Source organism: Azotobacter vinelandii CA, from assembly GCF_000380335.1.
Lineage (GTDB): Bacteria > Pseudomonadota > Gammaproteobacteria > Pseudomonadales > Pseudomonadaceae > Azotobacter > Azotobacter vinelandii.
Window position 1 is genome coordinate 3,856,612 of the sequence record NC_021149.1, and the last position, 14,697, is coordinate 3,871,308.

Sequence of the window (14,697 nt, forward strand, 5' to 3'; positions counted from 1 at the left end):
TCGATTATCGCACGAAAGCCCCGCTCTCTGATTGACCCCCGGCAGGGCGCACGGCAACCATGAAAGCCGCTCAGGAGCTTTTCCAGCAGCGTCCGATTCCAACAATAATTTCAAAAGGAATTTCCCCGATGTCCCGCATGTCCGCCTTATCGCCTCCGCATCGCCGCCATTTCCCGGTACATCCGCGCTGATCCGGCGCGCCGTCACTCCTCCATCACCCCACTCCCCCACCATTCCGTGTCCGGTCGGAGGAGAGGGCCATGCCTTACAAGAATCACGGAGAACCGCAATGACTTCACGCAACCCGCTGTCGATGGCGCGCGACGGCGCAAGCCTGACCCTCGGCGCGCTCCTGGCCCTGCCCCTCGCCGCGCATGCCGCAGGTTTCGTCGAAGACGCCAAGGGCACCCTGACCCTGCGCAACTTCTTCATCAACCGCAACTTCAAGGGCGACAACGCCACCCGCAGCAAGGCCGAGGAATGGACCCAGAACCTCCTCCTCGACCTCAAGTCCGGCTACACCGAGGGCCCGCTCGGCTTCGGCCTCGACGTGCTCGGCCTCTACTCCGTCAAGCTCGACGGCGGCAAGGGCACCGGCGGCACCCAGTTGCTGCCGCTCGACCACGACGGCAAGCCCGCCGACCAGTTCGGCCGCCTGGCGGTGGCCGGCAAGCTGAAGTTCTCGGAAACCGAACTGCGCGCCGGCGAATGGGCGCTGGTACTGCCGATCCTGCGTTCCGACGACGGCCGCTCGCTGCCGCAGACCTTCCGCGGCTCCATGCTCACCTCGAAGGAAATCGAGAACCTCACCCTCCACGCCGGCCACATCACCGGCAACAGCCCGCGCGACGACGGCAGCATGGAGGAGATGACCCTGTTCGGCACCAGTCCCTACACCAGCGACCGCACCTCCGACGATTTCGACTTCGGCGGCCTCGAATACAGCTTCAACGGCAAGCGCACCCTGGTCGGCGTCTGGTACGCGCGCCTGAAGGACATCTACAAGCAGCGCTACATCCAGCTCCAGCACAGCCAGCCGCTGGGCGGCGACTGGACCCTGGGCGCCAACATCGGCTACTTCGACGGCGAGGACGACGGCGAGGCGCTCGAAGGCCATCTGGACAACAAGGCGCTGTCCGGGCTGTTCTCGCTCCGGACCGGCGCGCACACCTTCTACCTGGGCCTGCAGCGGATCAGCGGCGACAGCAAGTGGCTGCGGGTCAACGGCACCAGCGGCGGCACCCTGGCCAACGACAGCTACAACTCCAGCTACGACAACGCCCGCGAACGCTCCTGGCAGCTACGCTACGACTACAACTTCGCCGCCCTGGGCATGCCGGGGCTGACCTTCATGACCCGCTACATCAGCGGCAAGAACATCCACGTCGGCGCCGTCGACGACGGCGAGGAATGGGGCCGCGAGAGCGAAGTGGCCTACGTGGTGCAGAGCGGCGCGGCGAAGAACCTGACGCTGCGCTGGCGCAACACCACCATGCGTCGCGACTACGGCAGCGACAACCAGTTCAACGAGCAACGCCTGATCATCCAGTACCCGCTGTCGCTGTTCTGACCGTCACCGCTTGCCTTCTGCGAGAGGTTTGACCCGCCGTCACGGCGGGTCTTTTTTTGCGTGCGCCAGACATGACGCGGTTCGGATCGCCGTGGTGGCGAGCCGATGACTTAGTCCTCTACACACCCGGCAAGGTGGTGTGAGAGGACAGCGGCTGCGGGGCCGCCTCCTGCTCGATCCAGCAATCGCGCCGGAAAACGCCGGCGCGCCTCCGCCGCCGATCCGGAACGACTGCGAATCCACGCCGCCAATCGGCGAACAGGCGGCGAAAACTTCATGAAAGGCTGCTGAAAGCTTTTGTTACTAGCATCGCCACATCGCCCTCGGGATCGCCCCGAAGGCCGATGCTCCGAGCGGCCCGGCGCACGACCGGGACGCTTTCGATAACAACAACAAGACTTTCGAGGCTCCATCCCCATGCCCGACCCGTCCCGGCGATAGCCACAGCATCCAAGCCCCCACCATGTAGACGTCCGCCCTGGCGGAGGGGCGCCCGCATGCCCGGAAATCACCTGTTCAGGAATAAAAACAATGAGAATGTCCACCGTTCGGCGCGCGAAGCCTTGCCGAATCGCACTCCCCTTCGCGCTGGCCACCGCCCTGCCGTCCGGCGCGCTGCATGCCGCCTTCTTCGAAGATGCCAAGGGCACGCTGAACCTGCGCAACTACTATCTGAATCGGGATTACGATCACGGGGCCACTCGCGGCAAGGCCGAGGAGTGGACCCAGAGCTTTATCCTGAACGTGCAATCGGGCTTCACCGAAGGCCCGGTCGGTTTCGGCATCGACCTGCTCGGGCTCTGGTCGGTCAAGCTCGACGGCGGCAGGGGTACCTACGGCACCCAGTTGCTGCCCACGCACGATGGCAACAAGCCGGCTGACGACTTCGGCCGCTTCGGCGTCGCCTTCAAGGCACGTTATTCCAATACCGAGATCAAGATCGGCGAGTGGAATCCGGTGCTGCCCATCCTGAGTTCGGACGACGGACGCGGCCTGACCCAGACCTTCCAGGGCGGCATGCTCACCTCCAGGGAAATCAAGAATGTGACCATCCATGCAGGACAGATGCGCCAGACCAGCCCGCGCAACGATGCCAGCATGCAGGACATGACCCTCGACGGCATCAGCAGCCGCGACAGCTCCGACCGCTTCAACTTCGGCGGCATCGAATACAGCTTCAACGACGGCAGGACCATGCTCAGCGCCTGGTTCGCACAACTGGAGGACCTCTACAAGCAGCGCTACTTCGAGATCCGCCATACCCAGCCGCTGGGCGGCGACGCATCGTTCAACGCCAAGCTGGGGCTCTTCGACGGCGAGGAGGACGGCCAGGCCTTCGCCGGCGACCTGGACAACAAGACCTTCTTCGGCCGCTTCGCCCTCAGGACCGGCAGCAACACCTTCACCTTCGCCTACCAGAAACTCACCGGCAAGGACCGCTGGCTGCAGGTCAACGGCACCAGCGCCGATCCCCTGCCCAACGATGTCTACGCCGGCCCCTACAACAATCCCAAGGAAGAATCCTGGCAGATCCGCCACGACTATAACTTCGCCGGCCTCGGCATTCCCGGCATGACCTTCATGAGCCGCTACATCGACGGCCGGAACGTGCACAGGGACGGCGCGACCAACGGCGAAACCTGGAGCCGCGAGAACGAACTGGCCTACGTCTTCCAGAGCGGCTCGCTGAAGAACCTCACCGTCCGCCTGCGTAACTCGACCAAACGTGCCAACTGGGGCACCAACACCAGTTGGAACGAGAATCGCGTGGTCATCAATTACCCGATCTCGCTGTTCTGAGACGCGCCGGCCCCGCCAAGCCCCGGATTCGAAAAAGCACTGGAAGCCGAGGAAAAGGCGACCCACCTGGGCGGCCCCACCTCGGCAGCCCCACCTGGGCGGCCCCACCGCTTGGTGCGAAATCGTGACGCTTTCCTCGACGGAGGCTACGGGGTTCGCCTTGCACGGCGACCTATTCTTGCCGCGGCGCATCAGCAGGCAGGAAATCCGGCCCCGGCTACGCCGGGGTTCCCTCCGGGGCCCGTCACGAAAAGGATTCGGCTGTCGCGCCCACTCCAGATCGGTTCACGCCGACATCCCCGCCCGATGCCCGCTCCGCCAGGCACGGAGCCGCCCCTTGAACAATGGCAATCAACTCGAACACCAGAAACCCGCCGCGCTTGGCCTGACCGCTTTCCCACATTACTATCGGAACAGAGTTCCAGAATATTAGAAATCATGGCCCGCAGGCGGATCGCCAGACAGCGGGCCAGGCACGCAACCACCGCACGACGAACGCAACGACTCGGGGAGAAGAACGGATGCAAACCATCGTCACCCACGACAAGCTGGTCCTGCCGAAGCTGGGCCTCGGCACCTGGCCGATGCTCGGCGAGGAATGCACGCAAGCCGTGCTGAGCGCCCTGGAGCTGGGCTACCGGCACATCGACACGGCCGCCGCCTACGAGAACGAGGCGGCCGTCGGCCTGGCCCTGGAGCGCTCGCCGGTGCCCCGCGAAAGCGTGCACCTGACCACCAAGGTCTGGTGGGACCGGTTGCAGCCGGCAGCCATGCGCGCTTCGCTACAGCGCAGCCTGGAAGCCCTGCGCACCGACCGGGTCGACCTGTTCATGATCCACTGGCCGGGCAAGGACTGGGACCTGCCGCGCAGCATCGAAACCCTGGTCGCCCTGCGCGAGGAAGGCAAGGCCCGGCACATCGGCGTGGCCAACTTCCCGCTGCCGCTGCTGCGCAGGACCGTCGAGGAACTGGGCGCACCGCTCTCCGCCATCCAGGTGGAATACCATGTCCTGCTCGGCCAGCGGCGCCTGCTCGACTACGTCCGCCAGCACGGCATGGCGCTGATCGCCTACAGCCCGCTGGCCCGCAATCGCATCGCCGAGGTGGCGGAAATCCGCGACATCGCCGCCAGGCACCAGGCCCGGCCCGCGCAGATCGCCCTGAAATGGCTGCTCGACCAGCCCGCAGTCGCCGCCATTCCCAAGGCCGCCAGCGTCGCCAACCAGCGCATCAACCTCGACGCGTTCAAGGTGACGCTGAACGACCGGGAACGTGCCCTGATCGACGCCCTGCCGAAGAACCAGCGCCTGGTCAGCCCCGATTTCGCCCCGCGCTGGGACCCCTTCGACGAATGACCTCTCCCCCAGCTCGGCCGTCGCCCTGGGCCAGGCAGCGGTCTCTCATTCGACCGGGCGCCTCCATACCGCGTTTCGCCCCCGGAAGGCCGGGCACAGGCGTTGCGTAGGGGATCGAGCGGCAGGATGGCCACGAGAGAAACGAAGGGCCGGGGACGGCTCTTCTTGCCGGCCTGCGCGGATTACAGGTGGCGCCGCGCCTGCAGCCAGGCGCTGCCCAGGCCGCTCAGGGCGATGACGCCCATGCCCAGCAGGGCGCCGCTATCCGGCGCATGGTCGAACAGCAGCAGGCCGAGCAGCACGGCGAAGAGGATCTGCAGGTAACTGAACGGCGCCAGCGACACCGGCGAGCTGTACTGGAAGGCGATGGTCAGCAGCATGTGCCCGCCGACGGCGATCGCGCCCAGCGCGGCCATGGCCAGCAGTTGCGGCCAGGGCGGCAGGCCCTGCCAGAACAGCGGCAGCAGCAGGGTCATGCCGGTCGCGCCGACCAGCCCGGTGACCAGGTTGGTGGCGCCGGCGCTGTCGCGGGTGCCGATGCGCCGGGTCAGCAACTGGTAGAGCGCGTAGCAGGTGGCCGACGCCACCGGCAGCAGCATGGCCGGGGTGAGCAGTCCGCCGCCGGGACGGACGATGATCAGCACGCCGAGGAAGCCGACACCGACCGCCAGCCACTGGCCGGGATTGGCGCGCTCGCCGAGCAGCGGCATCGCCAGCAGGATCACCAGCAGCGGCGCGATGAAGTGCACGGCGGTGGCCTCGGCCAGCGGCAGCAGCCTCAAGGCGGAAAGAAAGAACAGGCTGATCGACAGCAGCGACAGCCCGCGCAGCAGTTGCAGCCCCGGGCAGTTGACCCGCAGCACGCGCCAGCCGTGGCGCGGCAGTTGCCAGGCGGCGAGCAGCAGGCTCTGCGACAGATAGCGTACCCAGAGGACCATCAATACGCCGTTGGAAGCGGCGAGCTGCTTCGCCAGGCTGTCGTGGGAAGCGAAGGCCAGCACGGCGATACAGCTCAGCAGGATGCCCATGAGCGGGCGGGATAGGCTCATCCAGGAGGGCTCTCGATAGTAAAGCGCCCTGTTCGGGGCATGGGGGCGTCCATGCCCATCGGATCACGCCAGGGACTCGACGCCCAGTTCGTCCCACACCGACTCGGCCAGGTGGAAAGTGGCGTTGGCCGCGGGAATCCCGCAGTAGATGGCGCTCTGCATCAGCACTTCCTTGATCTCGTCGCGGGTCACGCCGTTGTTCCTGGCCGCGCGCAGGTGCAGCTTCAGCTCGCCCTCGCGGTTCATGCCGATCAGCATGGCGATGGTGATCAGGCTGCGGGTGTGGCGCGGCAGGCCCGGACGGGTCCAGATGTCGCCCCAGGCATGCCGGGTGATCATTTCCTGGAACTCCTCGTTGAACGGCGTCAGGTTCTTAAGGCTGCGGTCGACATGGGCGTCGCCGAGCACCGCACGGCGCACCTGCATGCCGGCGTCATAACGTTCTTTCTCGTCCATTGCTGGCTCCGTGAGAGGTTCGGCCGGCTCGCCCATGGCGGCTGGCCCGATGATCATGGTGGCGGGCTTGGCCTTTTCGCAGGCTGGGCAACGGCGCAGCCTTGCCCACCGTGGCCTTTGCTGGACAAGCGCTGCGCGCGTTGTCCAGCCTACGCCCGAGCCTACTTGCGCAGGAAATCCAGCACCGCCTCGGTGAAGGCCTCGCCGGCCTCGACGTTGGACAGGTGCGCGACGGGGAACTCGACCAGCTCCGCGCCCGGAATGTTTTCCTGCATGAAGCGACCATGCTCCGGGGTGGTCACCGCGTCCCGGGTGCCGCAGACGATCAGGGTCGGCACGGCGACGACGCCGAGCCGTTCGCGGAAGTCGGCATCGCGCACCGCCGCGCAGTTGGCGGCGTAGCCCTCGGGCGAAGTCAACGCCAGCATGCCGACGACCGGCTCGACCTTGTCCGGCCGGGCGGCGGCGAACTCCGCGGTGAACCAGCGCGCTATGGTGGCGTCGCGCAGGTCGCGCATGGCCTGCCGGCCGCCCTTGAGCACCGTATCGATGCGGCCGTTCCAGACCTCGTCGCTGGCGATCTTCGCCGCGGTGTTGCACAGCACCAGCTTGTGCAGGCGCTCGCCGGCGTTGATGCCCAGCCACTGGCCGATCAGCCCGCCCATGGACAGGCCGCAGAAGGAAAACCTCCGGATGTCGAGGGCATCGGTCAGCGCCAGCACGTCGCGGCCGAGTTGCTCGACGTTGTAGGGTCCCTGGCTGACCAGCGACCCGCCGTGGCCGCGGGTGTCGTAGCGCAGCACGCGGAAATGCCCGGCGAAGGCCGGGACCTGGGCGTCCCACATGCGCAGTTCGGTGCCCAGAGAGTTGGACAGCACCAGCACCGGCGCACCCGCGGGGCCGTCGATCTGGTAGTTCAGTGCGCCATCGGCGAGTTGCACGGTCGGCATTGGAAGCTCCTTAGGGTCTGTTGATGTTTTGGCGTGAGCCGCGTTGCCGCGTCAAATGCCGCCAGGCCGGGCCGCGTTCGGCAAGGCGCGGGTCGCCGGCAATGGTCATTCCCTTGCCAAGACCCGCAACGCCGCATGGCGGCATTTGCCGCGCAACCCGTAGGGACGGGGCCCGTTTGGCGCAGCACGGCGTCGCTCGTCGTTCATTTGGAATGACCAAACTTCTCTCCTCGTTCCTTGTTCTGCGCCAAACGGGCCTCCGTCGCGGCCTACGCCAAAACGTCAACAGACCCTAACAGTGGGTGGCGCGGTGTTCGGCCACCGCACGGGCGACCCAGCGCTGCGCCAGGCCTAGGTAATGGGACGGATCGAGCAGGCGCTCCAGTTCGGCGGCGGACAGCTCGGCGCTCACCTCGGGATCGGCGCCGAGCGCGGCGCGCAGGTGGCGTCCCTCGGCGATGGCCTGGCGGCAACACTGCTCGACCAGATGATGAGCACGCTCGCGGCCCAGCTTCCGGGCCAGGGCGATGCTCACCGCCTCGGCGAGCACCAGCCCCCGGGTCAGGTCGAGGTTCTCGCGCATGCGCGCGGCATCCACCTCCAGTCCCGGCAACAGCAGGCGCGCCTGCTGCAGGGCGCCGGAAAGCAGACAGCACAGCTCGGGCAGGGTTTCCCACTCGGCATGCCAGAGGCCGAGGCTGCGCTCGTGTTCCTGGGGCATGGCGGCGAGCATGGTGGCGACCAGCCCCGGCGCGCGGGTGGCGGCGCCGATCAGTACGGCGGCGCCGACCGGGTTGCGCTTGTGCGGCATGGTCGAGGAGCCGCCCTTGCCCGGCGCCGAGGGCTCGAACACTTCGCCGACGTCGGTCTGCATCAGCAGCGACAGGTCGCGGCCGAGCTTGCCGAGAGTACCGGCCAAGAGCCCCAGCCAGCCGGCGAACTCGGCCAGGCGGTCGCGCTGGGTATGCCAGGGCTGCTCGGGCAGGCCCAGGTCGAGTTCGCGGGCCAGCGCCTCGGAAACCGGCAGGGCCTGCTCGCCCAGCGCCGCCAGGGTGCCGGCGGCACCGCCGAACTGCAGGACCAGAAGGCGCGGCTTCAGCTCGGCCAGCCGCCGGCGCTGGCGGGTGACGGCGCCGAGCAGGCCGGCGAGCTTCATGCCGAGGGTCACCGGGGTGGCGTGCTGCAGCCAGGTGCGTCCGGCCAGCGCCGTGTCGGCGTGGCGCTCGGCCTGCACGGCGAGGTCTTCGGCCAGTTGCGCCAGCTCGCTTTCGAACAGCGCGACGGCGGCGCGCAGTTGCAGCACCAGGCCGCTGTCCATGGCGTCCTGGCTGGTGGCGCCGAGGTGCAGGTAACGTTCGGCGTCGGCATCCACGGCGGCGATCCGTCGGCCGAGCGCCTTGACCAGCGGAATCGCCGAATTGCCGGCGGTGGCGATGGCCAGAGCCAGGGCGGCGACATCGAAGCGCTCGGCCACGCAGGCCTCGGCGATCGGCGCCACGGCGGCCTCGGGAATCAGCCCGACCGCCGCTTCGGCTCGCGCCAGCGCGGCCTCGAAATCGAGCATGCCCTGCAGCCGCCCGCGGTCGGAAAACACCGCGCGCATCGGCGCGCTGGTGAAGTAGGCATCGAAGAGTTGGTTGCTCACGTCGATTCGTCCTGAAACAAAAAACGATGGCAATACGGCCCAGAGGCAGTCCAGCTGTAAGGTGGATGGCCGAAGCCATCCACCATGGTGGACAAGCCCACGGTGTTATCCACCTTACCCATTGCGCCGTTGCCGTTTCGCAGGGTGGAAAACCGCGCCGGCGTTTTCCATCACCCGCCTCCTGGTGGGTAACGCTACGCGGTTACCCACCCTACGATGGCCCCGAGCAGGCTCAGACGCGCTCGATGGCCAGCGCCAGCCCCTGGCCGACGCCGATGCACATGGTCGCCAGGCCCTTGCTGCCGCCGGACTTCTCCAGTTGATGCAGGGCGGTCAGCACCAGGCGCGCGCCGCTCATGCCCAGCGGGTGGCCGAGGGCGATGGCGCCGCCGTTGGGGTTGACCCGCGCATCGTCGTCGGCGAGGTCCAGGTCGCGCAATACCGCCAGGCCCTGGCTGGCGAAGGCCTCGTTGAGTTCGATCACATCGAAGGCGTCGATGCTCAGCTCCAAGCGCTGCAGGAGCTTGCGCACCGCCGGCACCGGGCCGTAGCCCATGATCCGCGGCGCGACCCCGGCGCTGGCCATGCCGAGCACCCGGGCGCGGGCCTTCAGGCCGTATTTGCGCACCGCCTCGGCGGAGGCCAGGATCAGCGCCGCGGCGCCGTCGTTGACCCCCGAGGCGTTGCCGGCGGTAACCGTCTTGCCCTCGCCGTTGACCGGCTTGAGCCTGGCCAGCGCCTCGGCGCTGGTGTCCGGGCGCGGATGCTCGTCCGTGTCGATCAGCGTCTCGCCCTTCCTGGTCTTGATGACCACCGGGACGATCTCCTCGGCGAAGTAGCCGGACTCCATGGCCGCCGCCGCGCGCTGCTGGCTGCGCAGGGCGAAGGCGTCCTGGTCGGCGCGGCCGATCCGGTAGTCGTCGGCGACGTTGTCGGCGGTTTCCGGCATGGAGTCCACGCCGTACTGCTGCTTCATCAACGGGTTGACGAAACGCCAGCCGATGGTGGTGTCCTCGATCTTCATGTTGCGCGAGAAGGCGGCGTCGGCCTTGCCCATCACGAAGGGCGCACGCGACATGGACTCCACGCCGCCGGCGATGGCCAGCTCGATCTCGCCGCTGGCGATGGCGCGGGCGGCGGTGCCGATCGCATCCATGCCCGAGGCGCACAGGCGGTTGAGTGTCACCCCCGGCACCGTCTCCGGCAGGCCGGCGAGCAGCGACGCCATGCGCGCCACGTTGCGGTTGTCCTCGCCGGCCTGGTTGGCGCAGCCCAGGAACACCTCATCGACGGCGGCCGGATCGAGTCGCGGGTTGCGCGCCAGCAGCGCCTTCAGCGGGATGGCGGCCAGGTCGTCGGCGCGCACGCCGGCCAGGCCGCCGCCGAAGCGGCCGATGGGCGTGCGCACGGCATCGCAGATGAAGACGTCGCGGCTCATTCCTCACCTCCGGCCTGCCCGTGGGCGGCGGCGGTGCGGGCTTCCAGCTCGCGCAGGGCGGTCAGTTCGGTTTCGTTCGGTGCCTCGGTGACCGCCACCTTATCGGTGAAGCGGATCGCCCAGCCGGTGTTCTCGATCACCTGCTCGCGGGTCACGCCAGGGTGCAGGGAAGTGACGACGAACTCGTTGGTGCCAGCCTCCGGCTCCATGATGCACAGGTCGGTGATGATCGCCACCGGCCCCGCGCCCGGCAGGCCGAGCTGCCTGCGGTGGTCGCCGCCCTCGCCGTGGCCGACCGAGGTGATGAAAGCCAGCTTGTCGACGAAGGTGCGGTGCGACTGCTTGAGGATGATCAGCACCTTCTTCGCGCTGCCGGCGATCTCCGGCGCGCCGCCGGCGCCCGGCAGGCGCACCTTGGGCTGGTGGTAGTCGCCGATCACCGTGGTGTTGATGTTGCCGTACTTGTCGACCTGAGCGGCGCCGAGGAAACCGACGTCGATGCGCCCGCCCTGCAGCCAGTAGCGGAAGATCTCGCCGGTGGGCACCACGGTGTCGGCGGTCTCGGCCAGTTCGCCATCGCCGATGGACAGCGGCAGCACCGAAGGCTTGGCGCCGATCGGGCCGGATTCGTAGATCAGCACCACGTCCGGGGCGTGGGTCAGGCGCGCCAGGTTGGCGGCCTTGGACGGCAGGCCGATGCCGACGAAGCAGACACTGTCGTTACCCAGGCGGCGGGCGGCGGCGACAGTCATCATTTCATTGGTGGAGTAATTCATCATTCGGCCTCCTGGGCGGCCAGTCTGGCCTGCCCCATCTTTTCTTGAAAGGCGGAAAAATCGGCGGTGCCACGGATAAAGGCGTCGATCCAGGCGGTGAAGCCCTCGCGGCTGCGGGCGATCGGGTCCCAGTCCTGGTAGAAGCGGTTGTCGCGCTCGTAGTAGCCGTGGGCGTAGGACGGGTGGGCGCCGCCGGGCACCGGGCAGACCGCGCTCAGCGCCCAGGTCGGCAGGACGCAGGCGTTCATCGGCGCCTTCAGGTCGTCGACGATCTCCTCGACGGTGACGATGCAGCGCCTGGCGGCCAGCGCGGCCTCCTTCTGTACGCCGAGGATGCCCTGGATCAGCACGTTGCCCTTGCGGTCGGCCTTCTGCGCGTGGATCACGGTGACGTCCGGGCGCACCGAGGGCACCGCGGCCAGCACCTCGCCGGTGAACGGGCAGGTGACGCTCCTGATCAGCGGGTTGACCTTCGGCAGGTCGGAGCCGGCGTAGGCGCGCAATACCGCGAACGGCAGGCCGGAAGCGCCGGCCACGTAGGCGTTGGCCAGGTCGGCATGGCTGTGCTCCTCGATCTCCAGCGGTTGCGGCCAGCCCTTCTCCACCGCGTCGCGCAGACGATGCAGGGAGCCCACGCCGGGGTTGCCGCCCCAGGAGAAGATCAGTTTTTTCGCGCAGCCGGCGCCGATCAGCAGGTCGTAGACCAGGTCGGGGGTCATGCGCACCAGGGTCAGGTCCTTCCTGCCCTGGCGGATGATTTCGTGGGCGGCGGCGCTGGGGATCAGGTGGGTGAAACCTTCGAGGGCGAGGGTGTCGCCGTCGTTGACGAAGCGCTGTACCGCTTCGCGCAGGGTGAGGATTTCGGCCATTTCGTAAGTGCTCTCGTCGGGGATCGGCGGCGCCGGAAGCGGCGCGGTTTAGAGCCACGTTACGAGCAAGCGCATGGCGTAACAATCCGATAATCGCCAATCCGTTCGTTTATCGAACGCATTGTAAGGAGACTATCGAGCGAGCGGAAAGACGCCGGCGGCGGGGCACGGGCCCGTGTCCCGCCGCCGGTTCAGGCGAACAACTGGGCGCTCAGGTCGCGGCTGGCCGCCAGCATGATCGGCAGGTAGCGCTTTTCCAGCTCGGCGATGGTCACGCGCCCGGCGTGAGTGCTGACGTTCATCGCCGCCAGTACCCGTCCCGAGGAATCCTGGACCGGCACCGCCAGCGAGCGCAGGCCCTGCTCCAGCTCCTGGTCGACGATGCACCAGCCCTGCCGGCGCACCTGCTGCAGGCACTCCCAGAGCGCCTCGCGGCTGTGCAGGGTGCGGCTGGTCTTGGCCAGCAGGTCGGCGTGTTCCAGGTATTCCTGCAGGCTGACGTCGTCCAGCGCGGCGAGCAGCACGCGGCCCATCGAGGTGCAGTAGGCCGGTAGTCGGCTGCCGACGCTGAGGTCGACCGAGATCAGCCGTTGCGGTATCGCCGAGCGGGCGATGTAAAGCACCTCCTCGCCTTCCAGGGTGGCCAGGTTGCAGGCCTCGTGCAGTTGTTCGCTGATGCGATCGAGGTAGGGCTGCGCGGACACCGCCAGCGGCGTGGAGGACAGGTAGGCGTGGCCGAGGGTCAGTACCTTGGGGGTCAGCGAATAGGTGCGCCCGTCGGTGGTGGCGAAACCGAGCTTCATCAGGGTATGCAGACAACGGCGCACGGCGGCGCGCGGAATCTCGGTGCGGTGGCTGATCTGGGCGATGGTCAGGTGGCGCTTGCGCTCCTGGAAGGCGCCGATCACCGCCAGGCCGCGAGCCAGGGAGGTCATGAAATTCGGATCGCCGCTCAGGGCCTCGATGCGCTTGGCGGGGGAAATATAGGGCGGCGGCGCAAGGGTGGGCACGGCCTGACGCGACTCACTCATGGGGTCTCCTTGACTGGCTCGCCCCCGGAGCCATGGCACGGGCGGCGAATTCGGAATGCTCGATTATCGACCGGCGGCCGGCCGATCACAATTGAGCATCCCGTGGTCGCCCAGGGCCTGCGGGCGGAGCTGGGCCAGGCGGCTGCGGGTGCGCGCGAAGTCCTCGTGCGGCCGTTCGCGGCACAGCTCGTCCAGGCTCGTCCGGCTGCTCAGGAGCAGCTCCGTGCCGGCGTCGTAGGCGATGTCGACGAAATTCAAAAAGCGCTGCCGGACGTCCGGCGAATGCCGGTCCAGGCAAGGCAGGCCGCTGATGGCGATGCGCTCGAAGCGTTCGCAGAGCCAGAGGTAGTCGCGGGTCGAGGACGGCACCGGGAACAGCGCGGCGAAGTCCAGCCAGAGGCTGCGTGCGTCCTGGCCGAGCGGCGCCAGGCTCAACCGGTTGACCTGGAGCGGCGCCGCCGGCGCGCCCAGGCCCAGTTCGCGCCGCCAGTCCAGCAGGCTCTGCGGCGACTCCGGCCAGTGGTACTGGCCCCAGTGGCCGCCGCCGCGAGAGCGGTAGTCGACGCCGCCGTCCAGTTCGACGATGCGCATGTGCCTTTCGAGCACGCGGATGAACGGCTTGAAACGCTCGTGATGCAACGGGTTCGGGCACAGCGATGCCGGCGCGTAGTTGGAGGTGACCACCACGCCGACCCGCGCCCGCAGCAGGGCTTCGAGCAGACGACCGAGGAGGATGGCGTCGCCGATGTCGTGCACGTGGAACTCGTCGAAGCAGAGCAGGCGCACCTCGCCGGCCAGTTCCGCGGCGACCCGCGCCAGCGGATCGGGTTGCCCGGCATGGGCGAGCAGGCGTGCCTGCAACTCCTGCAGGAAGGCGTGGAAATGCACCCGGCGCTTGGCCGCCAGCGGCGCGCCCTGGAAGAAGCAGTCCATGACGAAGCTCTTGCCGCGCCCCACCCCGCCCCACAGATAGAAGCCGCCGGCGGGCCGGCGCAACCAGCCGCGCCTGCCGCCCGGCAATGTTTCCAGCCAGTCCGCCAGCGCATCGAGCGCGAACGACTGCGCGGCGTCGGCCTGAAAGCCGGACGCCGCCAGTCGCTGTGCGAAGTGCCGGCGCACCGCCTGAGCGGGCGCCGGCCGGAGCATGACCTCAGAAGTCAAAGAACACCGTTTCCCCTTCGCCCTGCACGCGGATGTCGAAGCGGTAGGCGGTCTTGCCGTCCACCTCGCAGCGCTTGGCGATCAGGGTCTTGCGGCGTTCCGGCTGCTCGATCAGGTTCAGCACCGGATCGGCGGCGTTGGCCTCGACCTCGTCGTCGAAGTAGATGCGGGTCTGCAGGTGGATGTTGATGCCGCGGGCGAACAGCGACACGCTGATGTGCGGCGCCATCGGCTTGCCGGCGGCGTTCTTCACCACCCCCGGCTTGACGGTCTTCACTGTCCACTCGCCGGCGTCGAAGGTGGTCGCGGTGCGGGCGAAACCGTTGAACGACTTTTCCAGGTCATAGACGGTGTCGTAGACGCCCTCGTGGTTGGCTTGCCAGAGCTCCAGGTAGGAGTCGCGGATCAGGTGGCCGTTGCCGTCGACGACCTTGCCGATCAGGATGATGTGCTCGCCCGGCGCATCGTCCTTGGCCATCTCGTTCCAGATTTCCTGCTCGCGGGTCGGGTTGCCGGCGGCGGCGCCGGCCAGGCCGATGTGCACGTAGGGGCCGGCGGTCTGCGAGGGGGTTTCCGGCAGCAGTTCGTAATTCATGG

At 67.8% G+C, this 14,697-nt stretch carries 13 protein-coding genes; 3 read left to right on the forward strand and 10 right to left on the reverse strand.

Annotation, left to right across the window (positions count from 1 at the left end; translation table 11 throughout):
- Positions 1-313: 313 nt before the first annotated feature.
- From AVCA_RS17330 to AVCA_RS17340, 3 genes are all read left to right on the forward strand, one after another.
- Positions 314-1,570, forward strand: a complete 1,257-nt coding sequence (locus tag AVCA_RS17330; protein ID WP_236616400.1) for an OprD family porin — start codon at positions 314-316, stop codon at positions 1,568-1,570.
- A 537-nt stretch (positions 1,571-2,107) separates the two neighbouring features.
- Positions 2,108-3,370 carry an OprD family porin gene (locus AVCA_RS17335; RefSeq protein ID WP_012702331.1) on the forward strand — a complete coding sequence of 421 codons (1,263 nt, stop codon included), beginning with the start codon at positions 2,108-2,110 and terminating at the stop codon, positions 3,368-3,370.
- A gap of 521 nt (positions 3,371-3,891) precedes the next feature.
- A complete protein-coding gene (locus AVCA_RS17340) occupies positions 3,892-4,725 on the forward strand; it encodes an aldo/keto reductase (protein WP_012702332.1) in 834 nt (277 codons plus the stop codon).
- Positions 4,726-4,907: 182 nt separating this feature from the next.
- Here the strand turns inward: AVCA_RS17340 and AVCA_RS17345 are convergent, their stop codons facing one another.
- The 10 genes from AVCA_RS17345 to pcaG form a co-directional block, all read right to left on the reverse strand.
- Positions 4,908-5,774, reverse strand: coding sequence for a DMT family transporter (locus AVCA_RS17345; RefSeq protein ID WP_012702333.1), 867 nt, complete (start codon positions 5,772-5,774; stop codon positions 4,908-4,910).
- Between the two features lie 63 nt (positions 5,775-5,837).
- Positions 5,838-6,230, reverse strand: coding sequence for a 4-carboxymuconolactone decarboxylase (pcaC, locus tag AVCA_RS17350; protein ID WP_012702334.1), 393 nt, complete (start codon positions 6,228-6,230; stop codon positions 5,838-5,840).
- 161 nt (positions 6,231-6,391) lie between these two features.
- Positions 6,392-7,180, reverse strand: coding sequence for a 3-oxoadipate enol-lactonase (gene pcaD, locus AVCA_RS17355; protein WP_012702335.1), 789 nt, complete (start codon positions 7,178-7,180; stop codon positions 6,392-6,394).
- Between the two features lie 292 nt (positions 7,181-7,472).
- Positions 7,473-8,825, reverse strand: coding sequence for a 3-carboxy-cis,cis-muconate cycloisomerase (locus AVCA_RS17360; protein WP_012702336.1), 1,353 nt, complete (start codon positions 8,823-8,825; stop codon positions 7,473-7,475).
- A gap of 232 nt (positions 8,826-9,057) precedes the next feature.
- The gene (gene pcaF, locus AVCA_RS17365; protein WP_012702337.1) at positions 9,058-10,263 is read right to left on the reverse strand and encodes a 3-oxoadipyl-CoA thiolase; all 1,206 of its coding nucleotides are present in this window, start codon (positions 10,261-10,263) and stop codon (positions 9,058-9,060) included.
- The gene (locus tag AVCA_RS17370; RefSeq protein ID WP_012702338.1) at positions 10,260-11,042 is read right to left on the reverse strand and encodes a CoA-transferase subunit beta; all 783 of its coding nucleotides are present in this window, start codon (positions 11,040-11,042) and stop codon (positions 10,260-10,262) included. Before AVCA_RS17370 ends, pcaF begins: the two co-directional genes overlap by 4 nt.
- Positions 11,039-11,908 carry a CoA transferase subunit A gene (locus AVCA_RS17375; RefSeq protein ID WP_012702339.1) on the reverse strand — a complete coding sequence of 290 codons (870 nt, stop codon included), beginning with the start codon at positions 11,906-11,908 and terminating at the stop codon, positions 11,039-11,041. Before AVCA_RS17375 ends, AVCA_RS17370 begins: the two co-directional genes overlap by 4 nt.
- A 191-nt stretch (positions 11,909-12,099) precedes the next feature.
- Positions 12,100-12,939, reverse strand: coding sequence for an IclR family transcriptional regulator (locus AVCA_RS17380; protein WP_012702340.1), 840 nt, complete (start codon positions 12,937-12,939; stop codon positions 12,100-12,102).
- Between the two features lie 63 nt (positions 12,940-13,002).
- Positions 13,003-14,085, reverse strand: a complete 1,083-nt coding sequence (gene zapE / locus AVCA_RS17385; RefSeq protein ID WP_012702341.1) for a cell division protein ZapE — start codon at positions 14,083-14,085, stop codon at positions 13,003-13,005.
- A gap of 4 nt (positions 14,086-14,089) precedes the next feature.
- Positions 14,090-14,695: a protocatechuate 3,4-dioxygenase subunit alpha gene (pcaG, locus tag AVCA_RS17390; RefSeq protein WP_012702342.1), complete on the reverse strand. Its 606-nt coding sequence runs from the start codon at positions 14,693-14,695 to the stop codon at positions 14,090-14,092.
- Positions 14,696-14,697: the final 2 nt, after the last annotated feature.

Coding starts and splice junctions, on each gene's coding strand:
- AVCA_RS17330 (WP_236616400.1), top strand. CDS start 314: ATGGCGCGCGACGGCGCAAGCCTGACCCTCGGCGCGCTCCTGGCCCTG.
- AVCA_RS17335 (WP_012702331.1), top strand. CDS start 2,108: ATGTCCACCGTTCGGCGCGCGAAGCCTTGCCGAATCGCACTCCCCTTC.
- AVCA_RS17340 (WP_012702332.1), top strand. CDS start 3,892: ATGCAAACCATCGTCACCCACGACAAGCTGGTCCTGCCGAAGCTGGGC.
- AVCA_RS17345 (WP_012702333.1), bottom strand. CDS start 5,774: ATGAGCCTATCCCGCCCGCTCATGGGCATCCTGCTGAGCTGTATCGCC.
- pcaC (WP_012702334.1), bottom strand. CDS start 6,230: ATGGACGAGAAAGAACGTTATGACGCCGGCATGCAGGTGCGCCGTGCG.
- pcaD (WP_012702335.1), bottom strand. CDS start 7,180: ATGCCGACCGTGCAACTCGCCGATGGCGCACTGAACTACCAGATCGAC.
- pcaF (WP_012702337.1), bottom strand. CDS start 10,263: ATGAGCCGCGACGTCTTCATCTGCGATGCCGTGCGCACGCCCATCGGC.
- AVCA_RS17370 (WP_012702338.1), bottom strand. CDS start 11,042: ATGATGAATTACTCCACCAATGAAATGATGACTGTCGCCGCCGCCCGC.
- AVCA_RS17375 (WP_012702339.1), bottom strand. CDS start 11,908: ATGGCCGAAATCCTCACCCTGCGCGAAGCGGTACAGCGCTTCGTCAAC.
- AVCA_RS17380 (WP_012702340.1), bottom strand. CDS start 12,939: ATGAGTGAGTCGCGTCAGGCCGTGCCCACCCTTGCGCCGCCGCCCTAT.
- zapE (WP_012702341.1), bottom strand. CDS start 14,085: ATGCTCCGGCCGGCGCCCGCTCAGGCGGTGCGCCGGCACTTCGCACAG.
- pcaG (WP_012702342.1), bottom strand. CDS start 14,695: ATGAATTACGAACTGCTGCCGGAAACCCCCTCGCAGACCGCCGGCCCC.